The following is a 19147-nucleotide window of genomic DNA, read 5'->3' on the forward strand; positions in this document are numbered from 1 at the left end:
TACTAAATTAGTGAAATATGAATAATTGAAAATAGATTAATACACATCAAGTAAAATTTTCTTATGAAACTTCCACTTTCAAAATATGTATGGTTTGATGGAAAATATGTCCTTACTGAAAAGGCAAAAGTGCCAATTACTACACATGCAATTCACTATGGGACATCAATATTTGAAGGAATTAGAGGTTATTGGAATGGAAAAAACCTTTATGTTTTTAGATTAGATGAGCATGTAAAACGATTTAGGAGATCAGGACAATTCTACAATATCTCATTGAATTTTTCAGATAAAGAAATAACAGATGCTATTGTTGGGATCTGTAGGAAGAACACTATCAAAAAATCATGTTACATAAGACCATTTTATTTTGTAGGTGATTATGGGATTAATCTCCATGTTACTGAAAAGGCTCCAACAAATGTTGCAATTTTTACATTTCCTTTTGGGGATTTATTTAACAAAAATGGAATTACGGCAGGAGTTGTATCTTGGAGAAAATTCTCAGACATGTCTACACCGCCACAAGCAAAAATGGGTGGAAATTATCTGAATTCAATCATTGCAACTCAAGAAGCAAAAAGAAATGGTTTTGATGAAGCAATTTTACTTGATCATAATGGAAATGTGAGTGAAGCACCAGGAGAAAATGTCTTCATTGTAAGAGAAGGACAACTAGTAACACCTACATTATCATCATCTGCACTTGAAGGAATTACACGTGATGCGATTATCAAAATTGCAAAAGATTTGGATATTGATGTTATAGAAAGAGATGTTACTAGAAGTGAACTGATCATTTCAGAAGAGATTTTTCTTACTGGAACAGCAGCTGAAATCACACCCATCATATCAATGGATGCAAAAAAGATCGGTGATGGCAAACCAGGCGACATTACAAAGAAAATGATGCAGGAATATACAGACATAGTTATGAACAAAAATGGCGATTATTCTCATTGGCTAACGGAAGTGTACTAAATGAAAATTGTTCAAATTGGGACAGGAGGATGGGGGAAAAATCATACTAGAATTTTATCTCAACTAGGAGTTCTTTCAGCAATTTGTGATGCAAACCCTCAAAAAAGTAAAGAATACGGAGATAAATATTCTGTAAAGTATTATGATTCATTAGATGAATTGCTAAATTCTGAAGAATTTGATGGTGCCTTTGTTGTAACACCAACATCTACTCATACTGAAATTGCAAAAAAATTGTTAGAGGCAAAAAAACATGTTTTTGTAGAAAAACCAATGACCTACAAATCGGAGGACGGTGAATTACTTGCTAAACTTGCAGAAAAGAACAAAGTTATTCTCACATGTGGATACATAGAGAGATTTAATCCAGCAGTGGATGAAGTGAAAAAATTAGTTAAAGGAAAAAAATTTGGTGATTTAGTAATGTTAGAATTTCATCGTGAAAATAGAATGCCTCTACATATCAAAGATGTTGGAATAATTTATGACACATCAGTCCATGATATTGATACTGCTAATTGGTTGTTTGATGACATGCCACACGTAGTTTTTGCAAGGGCAGGTAAAATTAAGCATGAACATGAAGATTTTGCAAGCATAATGCTAGGATACAAAGATGACAGGGTCGCAATAATTTCATCAAATTGGATTACACCCAAAAAAGTTAGAAAATTTAATGCAGTATGTACAGATGCGATTATTTCATCAGATTTTATCACTCAAGAGATTATTATAGAAAAAGACAATCATAATGAAACTATTCAAAATGAGAAACAAGAGCCATTATTACTAGAGATTCAAAGTTTCCTTGGAGCAATCGAGGGCAAAAATGAGCATATTGTAAAATCACAAGAAGCAGTAAATGTGACAAAAATAGCAGAAGCGGCACTCTTATCTAGTTTAAAGGGAATTCCAATTTATCTGGATTTAAAATGAATAAAACAATGATGGATATTTTAGCATGCCCAATTGATAAAAATCACCCGTTAGAATTATTTGAAATTAAAGAAAAAGACAACGTAATTTCCGAAGGGGCGTTATTTTGTGAAAAATGTTCTAGATTTTATCCGATTATAGAAGGTATTCCAATAATGCTTCCAGATGAATTAAGGGACAAAAAGCAAGAGATGGATTTCCTAAAAAATTACAAAAAAGAATTACCTGAAAAAATTATTACACATGGAAATCCATGGCACTTGTGAGACAATGGTTACAAATTTCATTTCAGATAAAGCAAAAATAGGTCAAAATGTGCAGATTTGGCATTTTTCATATGTGGGGGATAATGTAGAGATTGGAGACAATGTCAAAATTGGATCTCTTGCACATATTGATTATGATGTAAAGATTGGAGAAAACACAAAGATAGAAGGACAAGCATACATTCCACCATTATCTAGAATTGGAAAAAATGTTTTCATAGGTCCAGCAGCAGCCCTGACAAATGATCCTTATCCAATGTGTGATAAAATGATCGGAGTTACAATTGAGGATAATGTAATAATTGGTGCAAGAGCAGTAATCAAAGCTGGTGTCACTGTAAGAAAGAATAGCGTTGTTGCAATGGGGGCAGTTGTAACAAGAGATGTTCCTGAAAATTCTGTGGTAATTGGTTCTCCTGCTACGATAAGATACAGCAGAGAAGAATACGACAAGAAACAAAGAAAATGGAAAGAAAGTTAAGATTTAATTTCTTTTCTAAATATCCAATTTTTCAGTTTTGATAATATTAGAATCCAGACTACAACAAGAACAATAGCAACTATAGCTTTAATGATAGATGCTATAAACAGATTAAATTCTCCGTAACCGGTAATTGAGATTGGGCCTAAAATTGTAACAAGAATTCCACCCCCAAGAAGAATCAGAATCCACATTGCAAACAAGAATCCAAACAGACCAGATTTCAAAGAGATGCTCCCATCAAAAATGCCGTAATTATTGCCAAAATTCCTGAAAAAATAGCCAGTCTAAAGATAGCAAATCCAACCTGTTTTTCAGTTAGTGGACCTCCAGCAAGAATTAATCTCACCAAAGTTACGGGTGCGGTTTTGTCATCAGTTGCTTTTAGTTTAAAATCATCAGTATGCTCTACAGGTTTTCCTTTGATTTGTCTATGTTCAACTATACGTTTTACACTTGACAGAAACAAAAAGGAGTTGATCACTGCAGGCAGCAGTGCTACTGCTGCAATTATTTCAACGCCACCAACAATTGCAATTGCTCCGTACATTGCACCAAGAGTTAGTGCACCAGAGTCGCCAGGAAAAATTTTGCTTGGGATTTTATGGTATTTGTAAAATGCTAGAGAAACAAATCCCAATGGCAGACTTATGATTGCAATGTCATAATTTTGAATTATAAACAAACATAATGATAATGAAAAACTTGCAATTACCATAAAGCCACTTGCAACTCCATTTAGAACATCAATTGAATTAATTGTATTACCAGTAATCGGGATCATGAAAATTATTAACCCAAGATATAATGCTGGAATTTGAACAGTTCCAAATATAGGAAAAGCAAGATCTGAATCATATGCACCAAAAACGATTATTGGAATTGCAGCAATTCCAAGCGCTACGGGTTTAAACCATCCACCCATAACTCTTCGATCATCAACGTATCCTATTAGAAAAGCTGCAAATGTGGTAATAGTTATCGCAAGAATTTCATTTAACTGTAAAAATGCATAAAGTGTAATTTCAGATGCAATAATTCCCACAATAATAGATATTCCACCAGGTCTTGCAACCATCACGTTCTCTTTCTTATTCATATCTTTGACTGTAAGATTTCTTTTTTCAAGAAATTTAATCAGCGGTGGTGTCATTACAAAAACTAGAAAAAATGCAATAAAGCATGAAACTATTACAGGAAGTATTAATTCAATCAATTATCTAACCTTTCGTAACTCCGTCTTTATGTTATCCGCTATGGTTGAACCAATTTTATCAATTTCTGCCAATTTATTTACAGGAATCTTGGCCAAATCATCCAGATTTTTTATCCCATGTTTGAATAGAACTCTTGCTCTCACCCTTCCAATTCCTTTGACTTTAACTAGGTCCAATAACTCCTCTCGAATTCCATAGACAATTCTATTTCTCAGATCGGCTAATTCTTCAAGCAAATCTGCTCTTTCAACATGTTTTGAAATTTCCCTAAGGCAATAGGATAGCCAATTGGCATTTTCAACCATCCTATGCATGTCTCCCGACTCTATTCCAAGGGTGTCAGACAAAGACAATTCAGAAGATTCGGTAATCCAAGACTGTAAGGCCAAAAGGCTTCGTGAGCAGTCATACTCAGAAATTGGTTCAAGTAATTCTGAAGAATTATTTTCTATCATCAAGCTTGCTGACTCATAATCCTTTTGGCGTAATGAAAATTTTGGAAAAAATTCATCGCAATTTGTAATCAAATGCAAAAATCCGAACGTGTGTTTTCTTTCTTGAGATACGTTTTCAATTGCATCTCTAAAATATGTAGCAGTTAAAGGATCAATGTACAACATTGATGTTTTTTTGCCAAACTCAGTAGCTGCGTATCGTTCACCTTTTTTGATTATCAAAAATTTGCTAGAAAGAAAACGTAGAGATATATCAATCGCAAATTTCAGAGTGGGTTTTCTTGATTGTAGTCCCCCCAACGTTTGCAAAAAGAATTCCAAAATTTCTTCTTTTTTAATTCCAGGGTGTGTTACTATTACACTAAGTATGTGTGTTCGCAAAGATTTATCATCAGTGATCTTTGAAACTATTGGTTCTGGTTCCCCATTAATGTAATATTCTATAAGATCATCAGTGTTTCCATTTCCAACAATTATTGATTCGCCAAAATCATCATATTGTGGTCTACCAGCTCTGCCACAAAGTTGTTTGTATTCTAGAATACTAATTGGTCTATTTGCACCAACTTTTGCATTGTATCGATTAATATTTGAAATTACAACTCTTCTTGCAGGAAGATTGACACCTGCAGCTAAAGTTGGAGTCGAGGACAATAGTTTGATTGTGCCTTTTCTAAATTCAGTCTCTATTATCTCTCTGCATTTTTGATTCAGTCCTGCATGATGAAATGCAACTCCTTTTTTTACAAGGTGTGCTAATGTTTTTACTAATTCTGTATGCTCATTTTCAGATAGAATTTTTTTTGATGTTTTTTCTAATTCAACCAATTCATTTTTTTTTAGAATCTGAAATATAGCATCAGCAGCTTTTGTAGCAAGGGATTTTGAGCGAGTCCTGGTTTCAGCAAATACCAATGATTGGCCACCTTGTTGTACTGATTGCACACCTAAATCAATTGGCGTTCCCCGTAAACTCCGCTCAACTTCAAAGGTTTTACCATCACTCATAGTAACCTCACCCCCATCACATACTCCTTCAGAGAGAGGCACTGGTCGCCAGTCATTTCTTACTAGTTTACAGTTTAGCCAATCTGCAATCTCATCAGAATTTGTAATTGTTGCACTAAGGCCTACAAGTTGAGGCTTTGTATCTAATAGTTTTAGCTGTGTCAAAATCATTTCAAGTGTTGGACCTCTGCTTTCATCTCCAATCAAATGCACTTCATCAGAAATCACCAATCCAATTTCTTCAACCCATTCAACACCATGTCTAATAATTGAATCCATCTTCTCATTTGTCAGAATTAAGACATTGCTTTTCTCAAGATTTTTCTCAATATTTTCAAAATCACCAGTTGAAATTCCAACTTTGATTTTTTTCCCTAACGTGACTTTTTCTAATTTTTTAAATTCTGAAAACTTTTCAGCCGCTAATGCTCGCAAAGGACTAAGATAAATCACCTTACCGTCATTTTTAGAAAGAAAACTAATCATGGCAAGCATTGCAATCAGAGTCTTTCCACTTGCTGTTGGAGCAGAAACTAGAATACTTTTTCCAGATAATAATCCAGACTCTACACTATCTGCTTGTGGAGGATATAATTTTTCAAAACCTTGTGATTGTAAAAAATCAATTGCTGATTTTGGAAGATCTAGTTGCTCAATTTTCATACTCGGTTATAGTGACCGGGTTTTGATTCATAAATAGATGCTTCTCTGAGCATTCTTCGGATATAGTTTCTTGCCTCTTCTTCTGTGAATTTTTCACTCTTTTCAAGTTCTTTGACAAATGTTCTTTCTTCAACTGGAACTTTGTTGTCTCCTTCAAGACTCTTTAGAACATCCATGAATAGTTGCATCTTTGAAACTTCACTTCTTGGTTTTCCTTGTAATACTCCAAGGTCTACCTTGCCAGTATTCACATCAACACCAGCATCTTGAAGCATGCTTTGAATAAGAAATATTGCACGCTCAGCATCTTCTTCTTCTACCTTGTCTTTCATGAGTAATCTTGCTCGTGCAGTAGAAAGTCGAATAATTCCTTCTAGTTGTCTTGGAGTTACAGTAATCATTTCTTCAGATTCTACATTTCTCATTTGAAGGTAATACGACAGAATTTTTTCTTCTGCTTCTTTTGTTAATTCAGGAATACCACGTTTTGCATAAGATAGGTACTTTGTAAGTAAATCAACCTCAATGACAGATTTTTTATCGGTTCCTTGAGTGGTGTTTCTTTGTATAATGTGTCTTGCAATCTTTTCATCTCTTTCTTTAGTTGGAATGTCTCTTACAACAAAGATCAAATCAAATCTTGTAAGTAATGGAATTGGCAAATTTACATTTTCAGTGATATTTTTGAAAGGATCATATTTTCCATACATGGGGTTTGCAGCAGCTAAGATTGAAGTTCGAGCATTTAGTGTCGCAACAATACCGCCCTTTGCAATACTTGCTGACTGCTGCTCCATTACTTCGTGCAATGCACTTCTGTCTTCAGGCTTCATCTTGTCAAATTCGTCTATACTTACAAGACCTTGATCCCCTAGAACTACTGCACCAGCTTCTAACATCATAATTCCTGTTTTATCTCTAACTACAGCAGCTGTAAGTCCTGCAGCAGTTGAACCTCTACCCGAAGTATACAAACCTCGTGGTGCAATTCTTGCACAGAATTTTAACATCTCACTTTTTGCAGTACCAGGATCTCCAACTAGAAATACGTTAATGTCCCCTCTAATCTTACTTCCATCACCAAGTAATCTCTGATTAGAACCTACAATGAGTAGCAAAATAGATTCCTTGATTAATGACTGTCCTTGAATGTGTGGCGCAAATGAATCAATTAGTCTTTGATATACATCAGAACTTTGACTGAGAGCTTTGATCATTTTTTCTTCCTCAGGTGAAATCTCTTCTCTTCCTATTTTTCTATCAGTTTTAGAACCACGACCACTCAAAAATTCGATATTATTTCCCTCAATTCTTAATCGATATAATCCGCTGTGACCTCGCTGAATTCCTGCAACAGACTCTTGTTCTACTCTAACTACACCAGTAAGAATAATTCTATCACCAGGCCTTGAATTATCTACTAAATCCTGCCTAATTGTGACATCAATATAATGAGGAAGTTGACCTGGAGGCAAATCCTCAGGAAGTTCCTGTAATCTGAGTATTTGAAAATCAATAAACTTGCTTGCTTCCGGTTTTAACTCAAAATCTCTCTGTTTACAATTTGGATTATCGCATACAACAGGAATTTTCACATCCATCCCCTTTAGTTGAATTACTTTTGTTGTATGTTCATCAGGGCATACAAAGACCAGCTCTTTTGCAAGTGGTTTTACTTCTGATGCTCTAACTACCATGCCTGAAACACTTGTAATGTGTCCAATTGTTTCAGCATTGATTTGTCTTAGACTACGCTCTAGTGGGAAATTAATTAATCTTACACGAACTTCATCTTTGATTTTTTCTGCATAATCAGGAAATCTAGTTTGTAATGCTTCTTTGATTGCTCTAGAGAATGCATCAAATATCCTATCAGGATTTTTAGAAAACATTACTTCAATTTGTGGCTCTACTACCAAATCATTATAATCAACGATAATGTATTTTGCATTCTTTGGCATCATCTCATCGATTGCATCTACATACTTGTAGACACCATTCTTATCTTTGAATCTAGTCAGAAATTCTTTTACTTTATCTGATAAGGCAGAATCTGTAAAAGTACTAGTCTGTTTACTGCTCATTTAAGCCCCCAGTTATTTGTTTTTCAAACTCTTTGCTGTTATCATAGATAGTTTTGTAAAAGATGTTTTCTTCAACAGTTAGTTTGTTGTATAATTCAGAATTCAGTTTGATAGAGTCTGCCGTCTTTACTAGTTTTCCTCTTCTCATTCTAAATAATTCTAGCATCATGCTTTCAACTTTATCAAAATCATCACGATTCAATTCTTTCATAGACTCTCTTAATTTTATGTAAAAATGGGGATCAAGTGTAGATATTTGATACTCTCCAACCATCTTTTCTTTTGACAGTGCTTGTTTTAATTCAGTAATCATATCAGGAGAATCCAGTACACCCAAGTTATTATCAGATAGAATCTTTCCTACCCATCGTGGAATGTTATCAGTATCACCCTGAGTTGCATCAATTTTTACACCTGCCACATTAAATTTAAAATCCTGATTTACAGTGAATTTAGCATCCTTTAGGCGATATCCAATACTGTGAACTTTTTCTACTTTATCAATTTCCATGCGAGACTACTTATCCTCTTTTAGATCCTCAAGTATCGGATCGATCAATTCTGTTAACAATTTAGTGAGATCAATTGATCCTAATTAATCTCAGGCTGATCGCATCTTGATTATAATGAATTTGATTTTAAAATATGGTATGATACAATAACCAATTCGGATTTATTAATGGGGATTAGGCCTTAAGAACTCATGTTAGGAAGCGGCATGTGGGTTGAAAAGTATCGACCAACAAAACTTTCAGAGATTGTAAACCAAACTGAGATTATTGGGAGCTTGGAGGCCCTAATCAAAGATCCAACAGATATGCCTCATCTGATGTTTTCAGGATCTGCAGGAGTAGGAAAGACAACTGCTGCACTATGTATTGCAAATCAAATTTTAGGAGACAATTTCAAAGACTATACGCTTGAGCTAAACGCATCAGATGAGAGAGGAATTGGCATGGTCAGAGAAAAAGTTAAGAAATTTTCAAGATTTGCTGGAATGGGTGAAGTTCCATTCAAGATTATCATTTTAGATGAAGCAGATGAGATGACAGCAGATGCACAAACTGCCCTAAGAAGAATCATAGAAGACACTGCAAAAATTTGTAGATTTATTTTCATTGCAAATAACATTTCAAAAATCATCGACCCCATTCAAAGTAGGTGTGCCACATTCAAGTTCACAACCATTCCAGAAGAAGATCTCATTAAAAGACTAGAAGAGATTGCAAAAAATGAAAAAATAAAATTTGATAAAAAAGGCCTCAAGGCAATTTATGATTACTCAGAAGGAGACATGAGGCACGCAATTAATCTAATGCAGGCAACTGCAAGTCTTGGCGGGATTACAGAAGAGCATGTAAAGGGATCAGCTGGCCTAACTAAAACTAGCGATGTAGACGAGGTTCTAAAGATTGCTCTTTTGGGTAAAGTTGCAGAAGCAAGAGAGAAGATGATAGAATTAATCAAAGTTTACGGAATGTCGGAATCTGATTTTTTAAAATATCTCAACTCGGCAGTTTTCAAGTCAAAGCATGAAAAGTTATCAGACATTTTAGAGATTATCGCAAAATACGATTACAGAGTTCTAGTTGGCGCAAATTCTGAAATTCAGTTATCTGCAATGCTAGCAGAACTTGGAAAGATAGAAAAATAAGAACGCAGAGAGAGGGATTTGAACCCCCGTATGCTTGCGCACACAGGCTCTCAAGGCCCGCGCCCTACCGAGCTAGGCGACCTCTGCGAAAACTCTTCGATAGAAGTGATTAAAATTTGTTGGTGTGAAATAGAAAAATAAGAAAAAAGAAAAAATTTCTTTAATCGTGTGCGTGTGGGTTTTCAGAGCCAGATTTCATAAGTACATATGTACCGGCTGCTTTCTCGTGCCATTCTTGGTTAGCTGATTCAATTCGAATTGCGCCTTCAGGACAGATTTCTTGACATGCCATGCAAACAGTACAATCATGTTCTCTGATTGGTTGTGATTTGTCTGTATAGTCTAATCTTTCATCTTGTTCTGTTTTACCAGTACCTTCAAAAGTTTCACCCAGACATTTTTCTGCTGGAATATCTTTTTCGGTTCTGTACCATTGGAATGTTTGAACTGGGCATACACTCATGCATGCACCTGCTGCAACACAGGAATCCCAATCTACTGCGACAGTTGTTCCATGAATTCCAAGAGGAACTTGTTTTTCTCCTCGAGCTTCATAAGCTGCCTTTACATCTTCATTTGAAAATGCGGCACCGTCAGTTCTTCCCTTGCCCCAAATCCAGTGGAAATTTTCACCATCTGCATGGCTCGTTTTTCCTATTGGTTTTACATCATTGTGACAAAAGTCTTCTGGTATTTGTAATTCTGCCATATACAAACTACCCCCAAAATATTATTTAAATCTAGATATAATTAGTCAAGACTAAATAAAAAAGAAAATAAAAATTACAGATATGATTTTGTCTTGAATTTCTAAAGAGTTTTGGCTGCAGACTCATGTTTTTCAACATTTGACTGATCAACTTTGATTGCCTGTGGTGGACAAACTGATACACATGCCATACACCAAATACAATCATGTTCTCTGATTGGATCTGCCTTGTCAGTTAGATCTTTTCTTTCGTCTTTGACATTGCTGCCAGTTCCGTTAAAAGTTTGACCAACAACATCTTTGGCCGGAATGTCTTTTTCAGTTCTATACCATTGGAATACTTGTACAGGACATGCTTCAATACATGCACCATCTGCAACACAAGAATCCCAATCGACTGCAACCATCGTACCACTTACACCTAGAGGAACTTGTTCTTCACCTCTTGCAGCATATGCAGCAACTACATCGGCATCTGCAAACACTTCAGCTTGAGAGCCGTCTGTGTTTTTCTCTTTGCCTGGACCCCACATGATATGGAAATTTCCATCATCGAGTTTTATTTTTCCAAGTGGTTTTAGGCCTTCTGGGAAATTTTCTGCTATTGGCATAGTATAATTTTTCAGAGTTATTATTTAAAGCTAGATAAGGTAAATTACGAATGCACCAGTAACAATCGATCTTTCAGGAATGAATTCCTTACGTTCATAACGCTGAACGATCAATTCTCTGGATATGGATATTATCAAGTACGATGTATATCGTGGACCAAACATTGGAGTTTACACTAAAGTAAATGACAGTGTAATTTTACTTCCGATGGGATATGCACAATCAAAAGCAGAAAAACTTGCAAAATATCTTGGTGTAGAATATAGATTCATGTCAATTGCCAACACAAGATTAATTGGAGCATTATGTGTAATGAACAACAAAGGAATACTGATTCCAAAAACTGCATATCAAGATGAATTTGACTTTCTCAAAAACGAAACAGATCTGGAAGTAGGTGTTCTTGATTCAAAATTATCTGCTTTAGGAAATGTCATTTGTACTAATGACAAAGGAGCAGTTGTGTCTCCTTGGTTATCTCCTCAAGACTGCAAAAACATTTCAGATGTTTTGGGAGTTGAGGTAATTCAGAAAAAAATTGCAGGTTTTAATCAGACAGGAGCTGTAATGGTAGCAAACAATTCCGGTGCAGCAATTCATCCGGAAGCAGATGAAGAAGATATGAAGACATTCTCCAATTTGTTAGGCGTAAAAATCGAGCAATGCTCCATAAATAATGGAATTCCATATGTGGCATCAGGAATTCTAGTAAACAATCATTCTCTTGTTGTCGGGTCATTAACTACTGGTCCTGAAATAATGATGTTGACTAGGGCTTTTCTAAATTAAGAACAGACTTTGGATCCTCAGTTAATTTCTCCAGTGAAATGGTTCCTTCAGTTCCATTAATCATATCTTTGAGTACGACATTTCCTTCTTCAAGTTCATCAGGACCAACTATAATTGAGAATTGTGCATTGCTTGCAATATCCATTTGTTTTTTTAGATTTCGCCCTGCCAAGTCAATATCAGTTGGAATGTTGTTTAGTCTTAACAGCGATGCAATTGAATATGCAACTTTTTGCATTTCTTCATTTATGTACAATACTGCAACCCGCTTTTGTAAAATATTTGGAATTATTTTTTGTTCTTGCATTGTAAGGATTATTCTTTCAACACCTCCTGCAACTCCAGTTGCACCAATATCATCCCTTCCAAATGCTTTAGTTAGTGTGTCATATCTACCACCACCTGCTAGTGCGCCTAGTGTGGAATTTTTGTCAAATACTTCAAAGACAGTACCGGAATAGTAATCCAGTCCTCTAACAATACCAAAATTAATTCTAACATTGGATACTCCTCGATTCTCAAGCGAATCAAATAGTTGTTTTAGTTCATCCCATGATTCTAATTGTGTCGTGTCAAATATTTTTTCAACTTCTGAAATTGTTCCTTTGATTTGCGAGAACTCTAGTATTCTTTCTATTTTTTCTGTTTGGTAACCTTTTTCTTGAAATTCCTTTAGGATTTCGTCTTTTGATTTTTTTGCAATTTTGTCAACTGCTCGTAAAATATCAGCAACTAATTCTGGATCATTAGAATCGAATATTTTGTTAATGTAGGACTCTACCAGATTTCGGTGATTAATGTCAATTGTGATTTCCCTGAGTAAAAGCGAATCAAACAATCTAGAGGTTAATTCAATGATTTCAGCTTCTGATTCAATGCTTGGTTTTCCATATACTTCGATATCCCATTGATGAAAGTATCGATATCTACCTTTTTGTGGTTCGTCGTATCTGAAGACACCTCCAAAACTGGATAGCTTTGCAGGAAGTTTCATCGATTTTTGAGATGCAGCATATCTTGTTAGTCCCATTGTAAAGTCAAATCTTAATGCAACCTCTCGATCTCCTTTGTCTTTGAAATAGTAAATTTCGTCTCGTATTCCTGGACCTGACTTTGTCTCTAGAGTTGATAGCAGTTCAATGGGAGATGGATCCATAAATGAAAACCCATACAAATTTGATAACTGCTTGAAATGATACCTGACATGCTCAATGTTTGCATTTTCTGCTCCCTCAAAATCTTTCATTCCTCGTGGTAGTTCCAAGATGATTCTTTCTTAGATGGTTGTGATTTAGATATTTCTCTAAGAATGCCAGTTTTTTAAAGAGATTTTTTCTAAGAATACTTGTGACAGTTGAGAAAATCACTATTGCAAAAGATTTGGAAATTTGTAGAATTCTAAATGGAATGTGGCAAGTTGCGGGAGGTCACGGTCAAATTGACAAAGAACTGGCAATAGCAGACATGATAGAATACCACAAATCAGGATTTACAACTTGGGACTTGGCAGACATTTATGGTCCTGCAGAATCATTAATTGGAGAATTCCAAGAAAAAATAGACAAGACTCAATCTCAAGCACTTACTAAGTTTGTTCCCAATCCAGGCCCTATGAGCAATAGTATTGTTACCTATCATATAGAGCAATCATTAAAAAAAATGAAAACAGATCGTATAGATTTACTCCAGTTTCACTGGTGGGATTATAATGATTCTAGTTATCTTGATGCATTGAATCATTTATCAAAATTACAAAAAGATGGGAAAATTAAACATCTGGGATTGACAAACTTTGATACCAAACGAGTAAAAATAATGATCGAGCGTGGTTTTCAAATTGTATCAAACCAAGTTCAGTATTCAATTTTAGATCAAAGGCCAGAAAAAATCATGACTCCGTTTTTTGCAAAACACGGAATAAAGATTTTAACATATGGAACATTACTTGGAGGATTCTTTTCTGAAAAATATCTTGGTTTAGATGAACCGCATAGAGGAGAATTAACCACATCCAGTCTGCAAAAATACAAGAACATGATTGATGTTTGGGGAGGATGGAATTTATTTCAAGAATTGCTTTGTACCTTAGATCAAATTTCAAAGAAACATGGTTGCAGCATTGCCAATATTGCAACAAGATTTGTATTAGATAGGCCACAAGTTGCAGGAGTGATTATTGGTGCAAGACTCGGAATCAATAATCACAGAAATGATAATGCCAAAGTTTTTGATATAAAATTAGATAACAATGATATTTCAATGATTAATGCCATCACTGAAAAATCAAATGATTTGTTTGAGATTATTGGTGATTGTGGAGACGAATACAGATAAAAATTAGTGAAAAAGAGGGTTGTTACTTTTGCAATAAATTTTCTGTATGTACATATATCAGAAGGAGTAATGAAATAACATCCTTCAAGAATCCTGTAAAGTTAATTTTTTGCAGGCTTGAGGTTTTGATAAAAATTATTCATGGAATTTTGATGATTGCTCATCAAAACCCATGGTGTGTTAGGTGATTTGATTTTCAAAATTTGTATTTAACCCCGATGGTCGATTTCTCAGTAAATTACGTAATCCTAACTGTGGAATTTTAGCTATAACTATGCAGTTTTTGAAAATGAATTGGTTTGGTTTTAATGCCCCCTTAATTTAGGTGTAAAAATACAGTTTTAATTATTATAAAAAAATGTAGAATCAATGTCAGAACCAATTGACAGATCAGAGTATTGTTCTGGATTCAAAGAATAACACACACTGGGCTCAAATTGTATTATAGTAGCTTCTTTTTCAGATAATGATTTTATTTTTGGGAAGGGATTTTTTTGCAGTATATTTTTAATTATTGATTCTTTAATCTCGGTTCTGGTAGGTTCGTCTGTAATAAAACTTACATTTCCACGAAGCTGATAACCTTCCAAATCATCTTTGTTAAAAACAGCAACAGTAACCCATGAATTTATTTGGAAATTCTTGTATGATTTGTGTTTAAAAAAATCAAGCCAATAAATTGCATTTTCGTCCACCTTGAAGAATATTCTAGGAGACACATTTGCAATTGTAGTGCCACTAACGGTTCCTACAACAAAAATTCCTTGCGTATCAATGAAATCTTTAATCGTGTCTGGAATCTGCACACGATATAATGAATTGAAGTTGGTAATAAAGACATAATTTTAATTTAAAATACGAGGAATGTTGGATGTTTTTCAAAAATGGTATTCAAGTATGAAGGTTTTTTGCAGTAATTGAATTTAAAAAATTCTAATTTTTCATAGACGAATCTGATAAAAGATAACCGCCAAGCAAACAAAAAATGCAAACATCATATAATAAATATTTGAGATCTTTCTAGTACACCCAATTTGCAGGAATAAATCTTGTTTTAAAGTTAAATTCTATTCATCTATTTCAAAAAACTCTTCACATTTTGAGCAATACAATCTAAAAGTACCGTCAGTCAATTCGGTTTTCACAAGTCTCTCATCAGTATGAAGGGGACATGTGTTTTTGAGTTGTTCTGTTGTTGAAAATCTAAAAAATCGCAATATGTCCGTGGCAGTAATAATTCCCGAAATTTCTCCTGCATCAAAAACAGGAATCTTTCGAATCTTTTTCTCAATCATGATATCAGAAGCCTGTAAAACAGATGCCTCAGCTGAAATATGAATAACAGGAGAGGTCATGATCTCAGAGATTTTTGTAGACGGAGAAATTTCATCAACAACCACTTTAACTGCAAAATCCCTTTCAGTCATGATTCCTACAGGTTCTTTGTTTTTCATCACTATCACAGAACCTACTCCGTCATTTTTCATAATTTTTGCCGCCTGTTGAATTGTATGCTCTGAATGAACCATTTCAACATCATGAGTCATCAAATCTTTTACCAAAGTTCTCAGAGGATCAGGATTCATGATGGTATTTTCATCCACATAAAATTAATTTAACATGTGTTATAATTTCCAAATTTGAAATTAACATGTTGCAGTATTGCATGTAATTTGATTAAGTTCATCCCATTGATTGTCAATTACAGCAGAAATGATTTTTCCATCAACTATCATCACATCAATTGTATGTAGTGTGATGTCTTCAGAAAGATCCAAGTTTTCTCTATTTCCAAAGCCAGCATGTAGTGTTTTGAATTTGCCTTTCAAAAAGAATTTTGAATCATCAACATTAGATGAGATGATTTCAATTTCTAATGTATCAGAAATTCCATCATAAGAAAACGTAGGACTAGACACAATAAACTGTTTAGCAATAGCAATCATTTTTTTAGAATTATCTGAAGATAATTCATCAAACTGAATCGGAGAGTCTTGAAAATCATATGATGTTAAAACAACTATAGAAATAGCAACCAATATGATTCCTGCCACAATTATTATACCTTTAAAGAACATTCAGAACCACATCAAGTATTTCTCATTTTATTTCACTATGGTTACAGGAGCATTTGCCTTGTGCAAAATAAAGTTGGACGTACTTCCAAAAAATACTTCTTTTGGAAATCCCATCCCTCTTGAACCAATTACAATTTGATCAATTTTGTTTATAGGGTCGTTGGCAAAGGTAGCCAAATCATATCCCGCAGTATGGCCACCAATTACAATCCCTTCAAAGTTAATTTTGTTTTTTTCTACTTTTTTTTGTGCAACATGCATAAACCCCCTTATTTCGTTTGTCCATTTTTCTTCCTTGAGTTTTGGTGTACGAACAGCAGAAAATGCACTGTAGCTTGTATCACTATGAACCCCAACAATCATAGCATCTGATTCTTTTGCAAATGAAACTGCAGTGTCTAGTCCTCGAAGAGAGTTTTTTGAACCATCCAGACAGACCATTATTCTCTTATTGCCCATATCTTACTCCAGTATTGTTCCCCATCCACGCTCTACTAGTTTCTTGGCAGTTTCAGGAAATGTGCATGCTATTTTTCCTTTGAGGCTTTCAACCCAAACTTTGCCTTCGCAGATTATATCATATCCTTTTGAAATTGATGGTTCCTGTGTAATAGGAGTTGCAATAGTTTGAAGAGACTCTTGTGTTTCTATGGACATGGTGGTTCCAGAAACAGATATGATTTTAGAACCAGATTCCACATCTAAAGAAACAATTCTACTATTGTCAGGACCTGTGGATTCTTGATGCTTTGCAGTCTTACCGTCTACCGAAATCTCAAATGGTAAATCGGTGTCAAGTAGTTTAGAATCTAAGACATATCTTGGAATGGTAATTGCGATTTTTCCACCATCATCTGTTCCTATATTCATAGAAAGTACATTGTTTTCAACATCAACAACAGCATTTGATGCAATTACATCCTGGCCGTGAACATGAATCATTCCTGCAAGTGCAGCAGGAGTCTGCATAGTCAACACAGGCAAATGAATAGAGTATGATGTAGGACCTAAAACAAGTACGCTGTCTTCAGATTTTAATGCAACATAGAGTTTTTGGGATTTTGAGTCTACTTTGAGATCCCAAGGATTTGATTGAAGATCTAACTTAGACATGATTTTGTTTGTTTGCCCATCAATCTTTACAATTTTGTTTTGAGTTAGATATGATGCATAAATCACATGGTCGTTAGTGTCAACTGCAATTGCCATTGCTTTGTCTCCTAAAGGAATCTCTCCGGTAATTTCTTTTTCCAAAATATTTATCACAGTAATGCATTCACAGCCCCTGTTTGTGACATAAGCAAGATGATGTAGTGGATCAAGTTCTAGACCCCATGGACCTCCAGATGCAGTTAGTGTTCCTGTTATTTCGTGTATTGGAAAAACAGAATATTCATCAGTTACATCTTCTAAGAAAGTAATTTCATTTCCGGCAAGACTTGCAACCAATACAACATTGCTCAGAGGATCTGCACGTACGTTAAATGGATGTCTAGGGACATCTATGGTTTGAATAACTTCATCAGTTTTTCCATCAATTACATGAATGGAATTAGAATTGTAATCTGCTACATACAAGAGTTCATTTGATGGATTGTAATCAAGAGACCAGCCTCCAGTGACAAAATGGACATTAGATCTGTGTCCGTATGGTTGGTTTGAGGTTGTGGGAAAATCAATCTCAGAACCAGGTAATGAAATTGTTTTGATAAGGAATCTAGTATTTAGATCATAAACGTCAATTCCGCCACTTTCAAATGGTGCAGCATAAATCTTGTTTTGTTCAGGTACTGCCTCAACAGCCATAATTCCAGAAGAAGAGGTAGTGATAAAGTCAACATTTGTGTTTTCATCAATGTCAATTATATCGATATGAGGATATTGGAAACTGGAAACATATAGAAAGTCATCAGTAAGTGACATTCCCATTGGATTCTCAGATACTGAAATCTTTTCAAGCACATGATGTGCAAATGCATTTTGATTTACAGATAACGAGAAAATAATTGCCAAGCTCAATACTAGCACAATAATAGTTCTCATGACCTAAATTTTGGAGAAAGTATACTAAAATAGAAAGCACGATTCTCAAATATGAATATAAAAAATATCTTTAGTACTAGTTAGAATTTGTTTCATATGATGTATGACAATAAAAATAATAAAAGCAGGGTAGATGATTCTCAGAAAGGGTTTTGAAAAAATTACAATAATTTTCATTGTTGGTAATTAGATGATAACTTTAATGTAGTAAATAATTGAATTTGCTCATATGACATCAATAGATAAAATGGCCATAACTTGGTCACTCGGAATTGTAGCAGTATTTGTTGCCTTGGCCGCTGCAGGAGATTCCATTCAGGGAATTGCAGACGTTCCAGCACCTGAACCAGTAATACGACCGGGAACTGTAGAAACCCCAAGCTATGAAGAAACAAAACCCAAAACAGATCCATTTGCAGATCTTGCTGCTGAAGTAAAAGAACAAAACAAAGAGATGACATCTGAATCAATGTCAAAACAAGACAAAGAGCAGAAGCAGATGAAAGAACAGGAGCAGAAAGGCCCTAAGACAGTTAACGTGTCAATACCATCTGGAACATCAGTACCAGGATGTGAAGAAACAAACGAATGTTATCTTCCATATTCAGTCACAATCTCAAAAGGAGATACAGTGAGTTGGTCAAACGATGATACTGCAGCACATACTGTAACTAGTGGTTCTCCTTCAGAAGGTCCTGATGGAAACTTTGACAGTAGTCTAGTCATGAGTGGGGCTGTTTACGAGTTTACGTTTGAGCAAACAGGAAGTTATGATTACTTCTGCATGGTTCATCCCTGGATGACTGGAATTGTTCAAGTAAACTAACTTTTTTTATT

Annotated in this window: 21 protein-coding genes and 1 tRNA gene; 8 read left to right on the forward strand and 14 right to left on the reverse strand. The window is 34.8% G+C overall.

What is annotated here, in order from left to right; translation table 11 throughout:
* The first annotated feature begins 63 nt into the window (after positions 1-63).
* Genes K5783_RS06200 through K5783_RS06215 form a run of 4 tightly spaced genes read left to right on the forward strand, consistent with a single transcriptional unit; the run spans position 64 to position 2664 of the window.
* A complete protein-coding gene (locus K5783_RS06200; protein ID WP_297473040.1) occupies positions 64-981 on the forward strand; it encodes a branched-chain amino acid transaminase in 918 nt (305 codons plus the stop codon).
* Positions 982-1917 carry a Gfo/Idh/MocA family oxidoreductase gene (locus K5783_RS06205; RefSeq protein ID WP_297473043.1) on the forward strand — a complete coding sequence of 312 codons (936 nt, stop codon included), beginning with the start codon at positions 982-984 and terminating at the stop codon, positions 1915-1917.
* A complete protein-coding gene (locus tag K5783_RS06210) occupies positions 1914-2183 on the forward strand; it encodes a Trm112 family protein (protein WP_297473046.1) in 270 nt (89 codons plus the stop codon). The genes K5783_RS06205 and K5783_RS06210 overlap by 4 nt, the downstream gene beginning before the upstream one ends.
* Positions 2184-2187: 4 nt before the next feature.
* Entirely contained in the window at positions 2188-2664 is a 477-nt protein-coding gene (locus K5783_RS06215) for an acyltransferase (RefSeq protein WP_297473049.1), read from the forward strand.
* On the opposite strand, the gene K5783_RS06220 is transcribed toward K5783_RS06215, so the two are convergent.
* Genes K5783_RS06220 through K5783_RS06240 form a run of 5 tightly spaced genes read right to left on the reverse strand, consistent with a single transcriptional unit; the run spans position 2661 to position 8602 of the window.
* Positions 2661-2891: a hypothetical protein gene (locus tag K5783_RS06220; RefSeq protein ID WP_297473051.1), complete on the reverse strand. Its 231-nt coding sequence runs from the start codon at positions 2889-2891 to the stop codon at positions 2661-2663. The genes K5783_RS06215 and K5783_RS06220 overlap by 4 nt on opposite strands.
* Positions 2888-3880, reverse strand: coding sequence for a glycosyltransferase 4 family protein (locus tag K5783_RS06225; protein ID WP_297473054.1), 993 nt, complete (start codon positions 3878-3880; stop codon positions 2888-2890). Before K5783_RS06225 ends, K5783_RS06220 begins: the two co-directional genes overlap by 4 nt.
* Complete coding sequence (locus K5783_RS06230; protein ID WP_297473056.1) at positions 3881-6007, reverse strand: DEAD/DEAH box helicase; 2127 nt, start codon at positions 6005-6007, stop codon at positions 3881-3883. It abuts the gene before it with no gap.
* Positions 6004-8091, reverse strand: a complete 2088-nt coding sequence (locus K5783_RS06235; RefSeq protein WP_297473059.1) for a minichromosome maintenance protein MCM — start codon at positions 8089-8091, stop codon at positions 6004-6006. The genes K5783_RS06230 and K5783_RS06235 overlap by 4 nt, the downstream gene beginning before the upstream one ends.
* Entirely contained in the window at positions 8081-8602 is a 522-nt protein-coding gene (locus K5783_RS06240; RefSeq protein ID WP_297473062.1) for a DNA replication complex GINS family protein, read from the reverse strand. Before K5783_RS06240 ends, K5783_RS06235 begins: the two co-directional genes overlap by 11 nt.
* 192 nt (positions 8603-8794) lie before the next feature.
* Here K5783_RS06240 and K5783_RS06245 point away from each other — a divergent pair, with 192 nt between their 5' ends.
* The gene (locus tag K5783_RS06245; RefSeq protein ID WP_109876521.1) at positions 8795-9745 is read left to right on the forward strand and encodes a replication factor C small subunit; all 951 of its coding nucleotides are present in this window, start codon (positions 8795-8797) and stop codon (positions 9743-9745) included.
* Between the two features lie 3 nt (positions 9746-9748).
* On the opposite strand, the gene K5783_RS06250 is transcribed toward K5783_RS06245, so the two are convergent.
* The 3 genes from K5783_RS06250 to K5783_RS06260 form a co-directional block, all read right to left on the reverse strand.
* Positions 9749-9832 (reverse strand) — tRNA-Ser (locus K5783_RS06250).
* A gap of 73 nt (positions 9833-9905) precedes the next feature.
* Positions 9906-10454: a ferredoxin family protein gene (locus K5783_RS06255; protein WP_297473065.1), complete on the reverse strand. Its 549-nt coding sequence runs from the start codon at positions 10452-10454 to the stop codon at positions 9906-9908.
* A gap of 101 nt (positions 10455-10555) precedes the next feature.
* Entirely contained in the window at positions 10556-11065 is a 510-nt protein-coding gene (locus K5783_RS06260) for a ferredoxin family protein (RefSeq protein WP_109876523.1), read from the reverse strand.
* Between the two features lie 124 nt (positions 11066-11189).
* On the opposite strand from K5783_RS06260, the gene K5783_RS06265 reads away from it, so the two are divergent.
* Positions 11190-11855, forward strand: a complete 666-nt coding sequence (locus tag K5783_RS06265) for a translation initiation factor IF-6 (RefSeq protein WP_109876524.1) — start codon at positions 11190-11192, stop codon at positions 11853-11855.
* On the opposite strand, the gene hisS is transcribed toward K5783_RS06265, so the two are convergent.
* Positions 11836-13119, reverse strand: a complete 1284-nt coding sequence (gene hisS / locus K5783_RS06270; RefSeq protein WP_297473069.1) for a histidine--tRNA ligase — start codon at positions 13117-13119, stop codon at positions 11836-11838. The genes K5783_RS06265 and hisS overlap by 20 nt on opposite strands.
* Before the next feature lie 83 nt (positions 13120-13202).
* Here hisS and K5783_RS06275 point away from each other — a divergent pair, with 83 nt between their 5' ends.
* Positions 13203-14189: an aldo/keto reductase gene (locus tag K5783_RS06275; RefSeq protein WP_297473072.1), complete on the forward strand. Its 987-nt coding sequence runs from the start codon at positions 13203-13205 to the stop codon at positions 14187-14189.
* A 341-nt stretch (positions 14190-14530) separates the two neighbouring features.
* Here the strand turns inward: K5783_RS06275 and K5783_RS06280 are convergent, their stop codons facing one another.
* The 5 genes from K5783_RS06280 to K5783_RS06300 form a co-directional block, all read right to left on the reverse strand.
* Positions 14531-14995, reverse strand: coding sequence for a pyridoxamine 5'-phosphate oxidase family protein (locus K5783_RS06280; RefSeq protein WP_297473075.1), 465 nt, complete (start codon positions 14993-14995; stop codon positions 14531-14533).
* Positions 14996-15256: 261 nt separating this feature from the next.
* The gene (locus K5783_RS06285; RefSeq protein WP_297473078.1) at positions 15257-15775 is read right to left on the reverse strand and encodes a CBS domain-containing protein; all 519 of its coding nucleotides are present in this window, start codon (positions 15773-15775) and stop codon (positions 15257-15259) included.
* A gap of 60 nt (positions 15776-15835) precedes the next feature.
* Positions 15836-16267, reverse strand: a complete 432-nt coding sequence (locus tag K5783_RS06290; protein WP_297473080.1) for a hypothetical protein — start codon at positions 16265-16267, stop codon at positions 15836-15838.
* 27 nt (positions 16268-16294) lie between these two features.
* Positions 16295-16726 (reverse strand): universal stress protein, encoded by a 432-nt coding sequence (locus K5783_RS06295; RefSeq protein ID WP_297473082.1) that lies wholly within the window; start codon positions 16724-16726, stop codon positions 16295-16297.
* A 3-nt stretch (positions 16727-16729) separates the two neighbouring features.
* Positions 16730-18310 carry a hypothetical protein gene (locus K5783_RS06300; protein ID WP_297473084.1) on the reverse strand — a complete coding sequence of 527 codons (1581 nt, stop codon included), beginning with the start codon at positions 18308-18310 and terminating at the stop codon, positions 16730-16732.
* 229 nt (positions 18311-18539) lie between these two features.
* Between K5783_RS06300 and K5783_RS06305 the strand changes: the two genes are divergently transcribed.
* Positions 18540-19136, forward strand: coding sequence for a plastocyanin/azurin family copper-binding protein (locus tag K5783_RS06305; RefSeq protein ID WP_297473087.1), 597 nt, complete (start codon positions 18540-18542; stop codon positions 19134-19136).
* Positions 19137-19147: the final 11 nt, after the last annotated feature.

Source organism: Nitrosopumilus sp. (genome assembly GCF_025699125.1).
GTDB lineage: Archaea > Thermoproteota > Nitrososphaeria > Nitrososphaerales > Nitrosopumilaceae > Nitrosopumilus.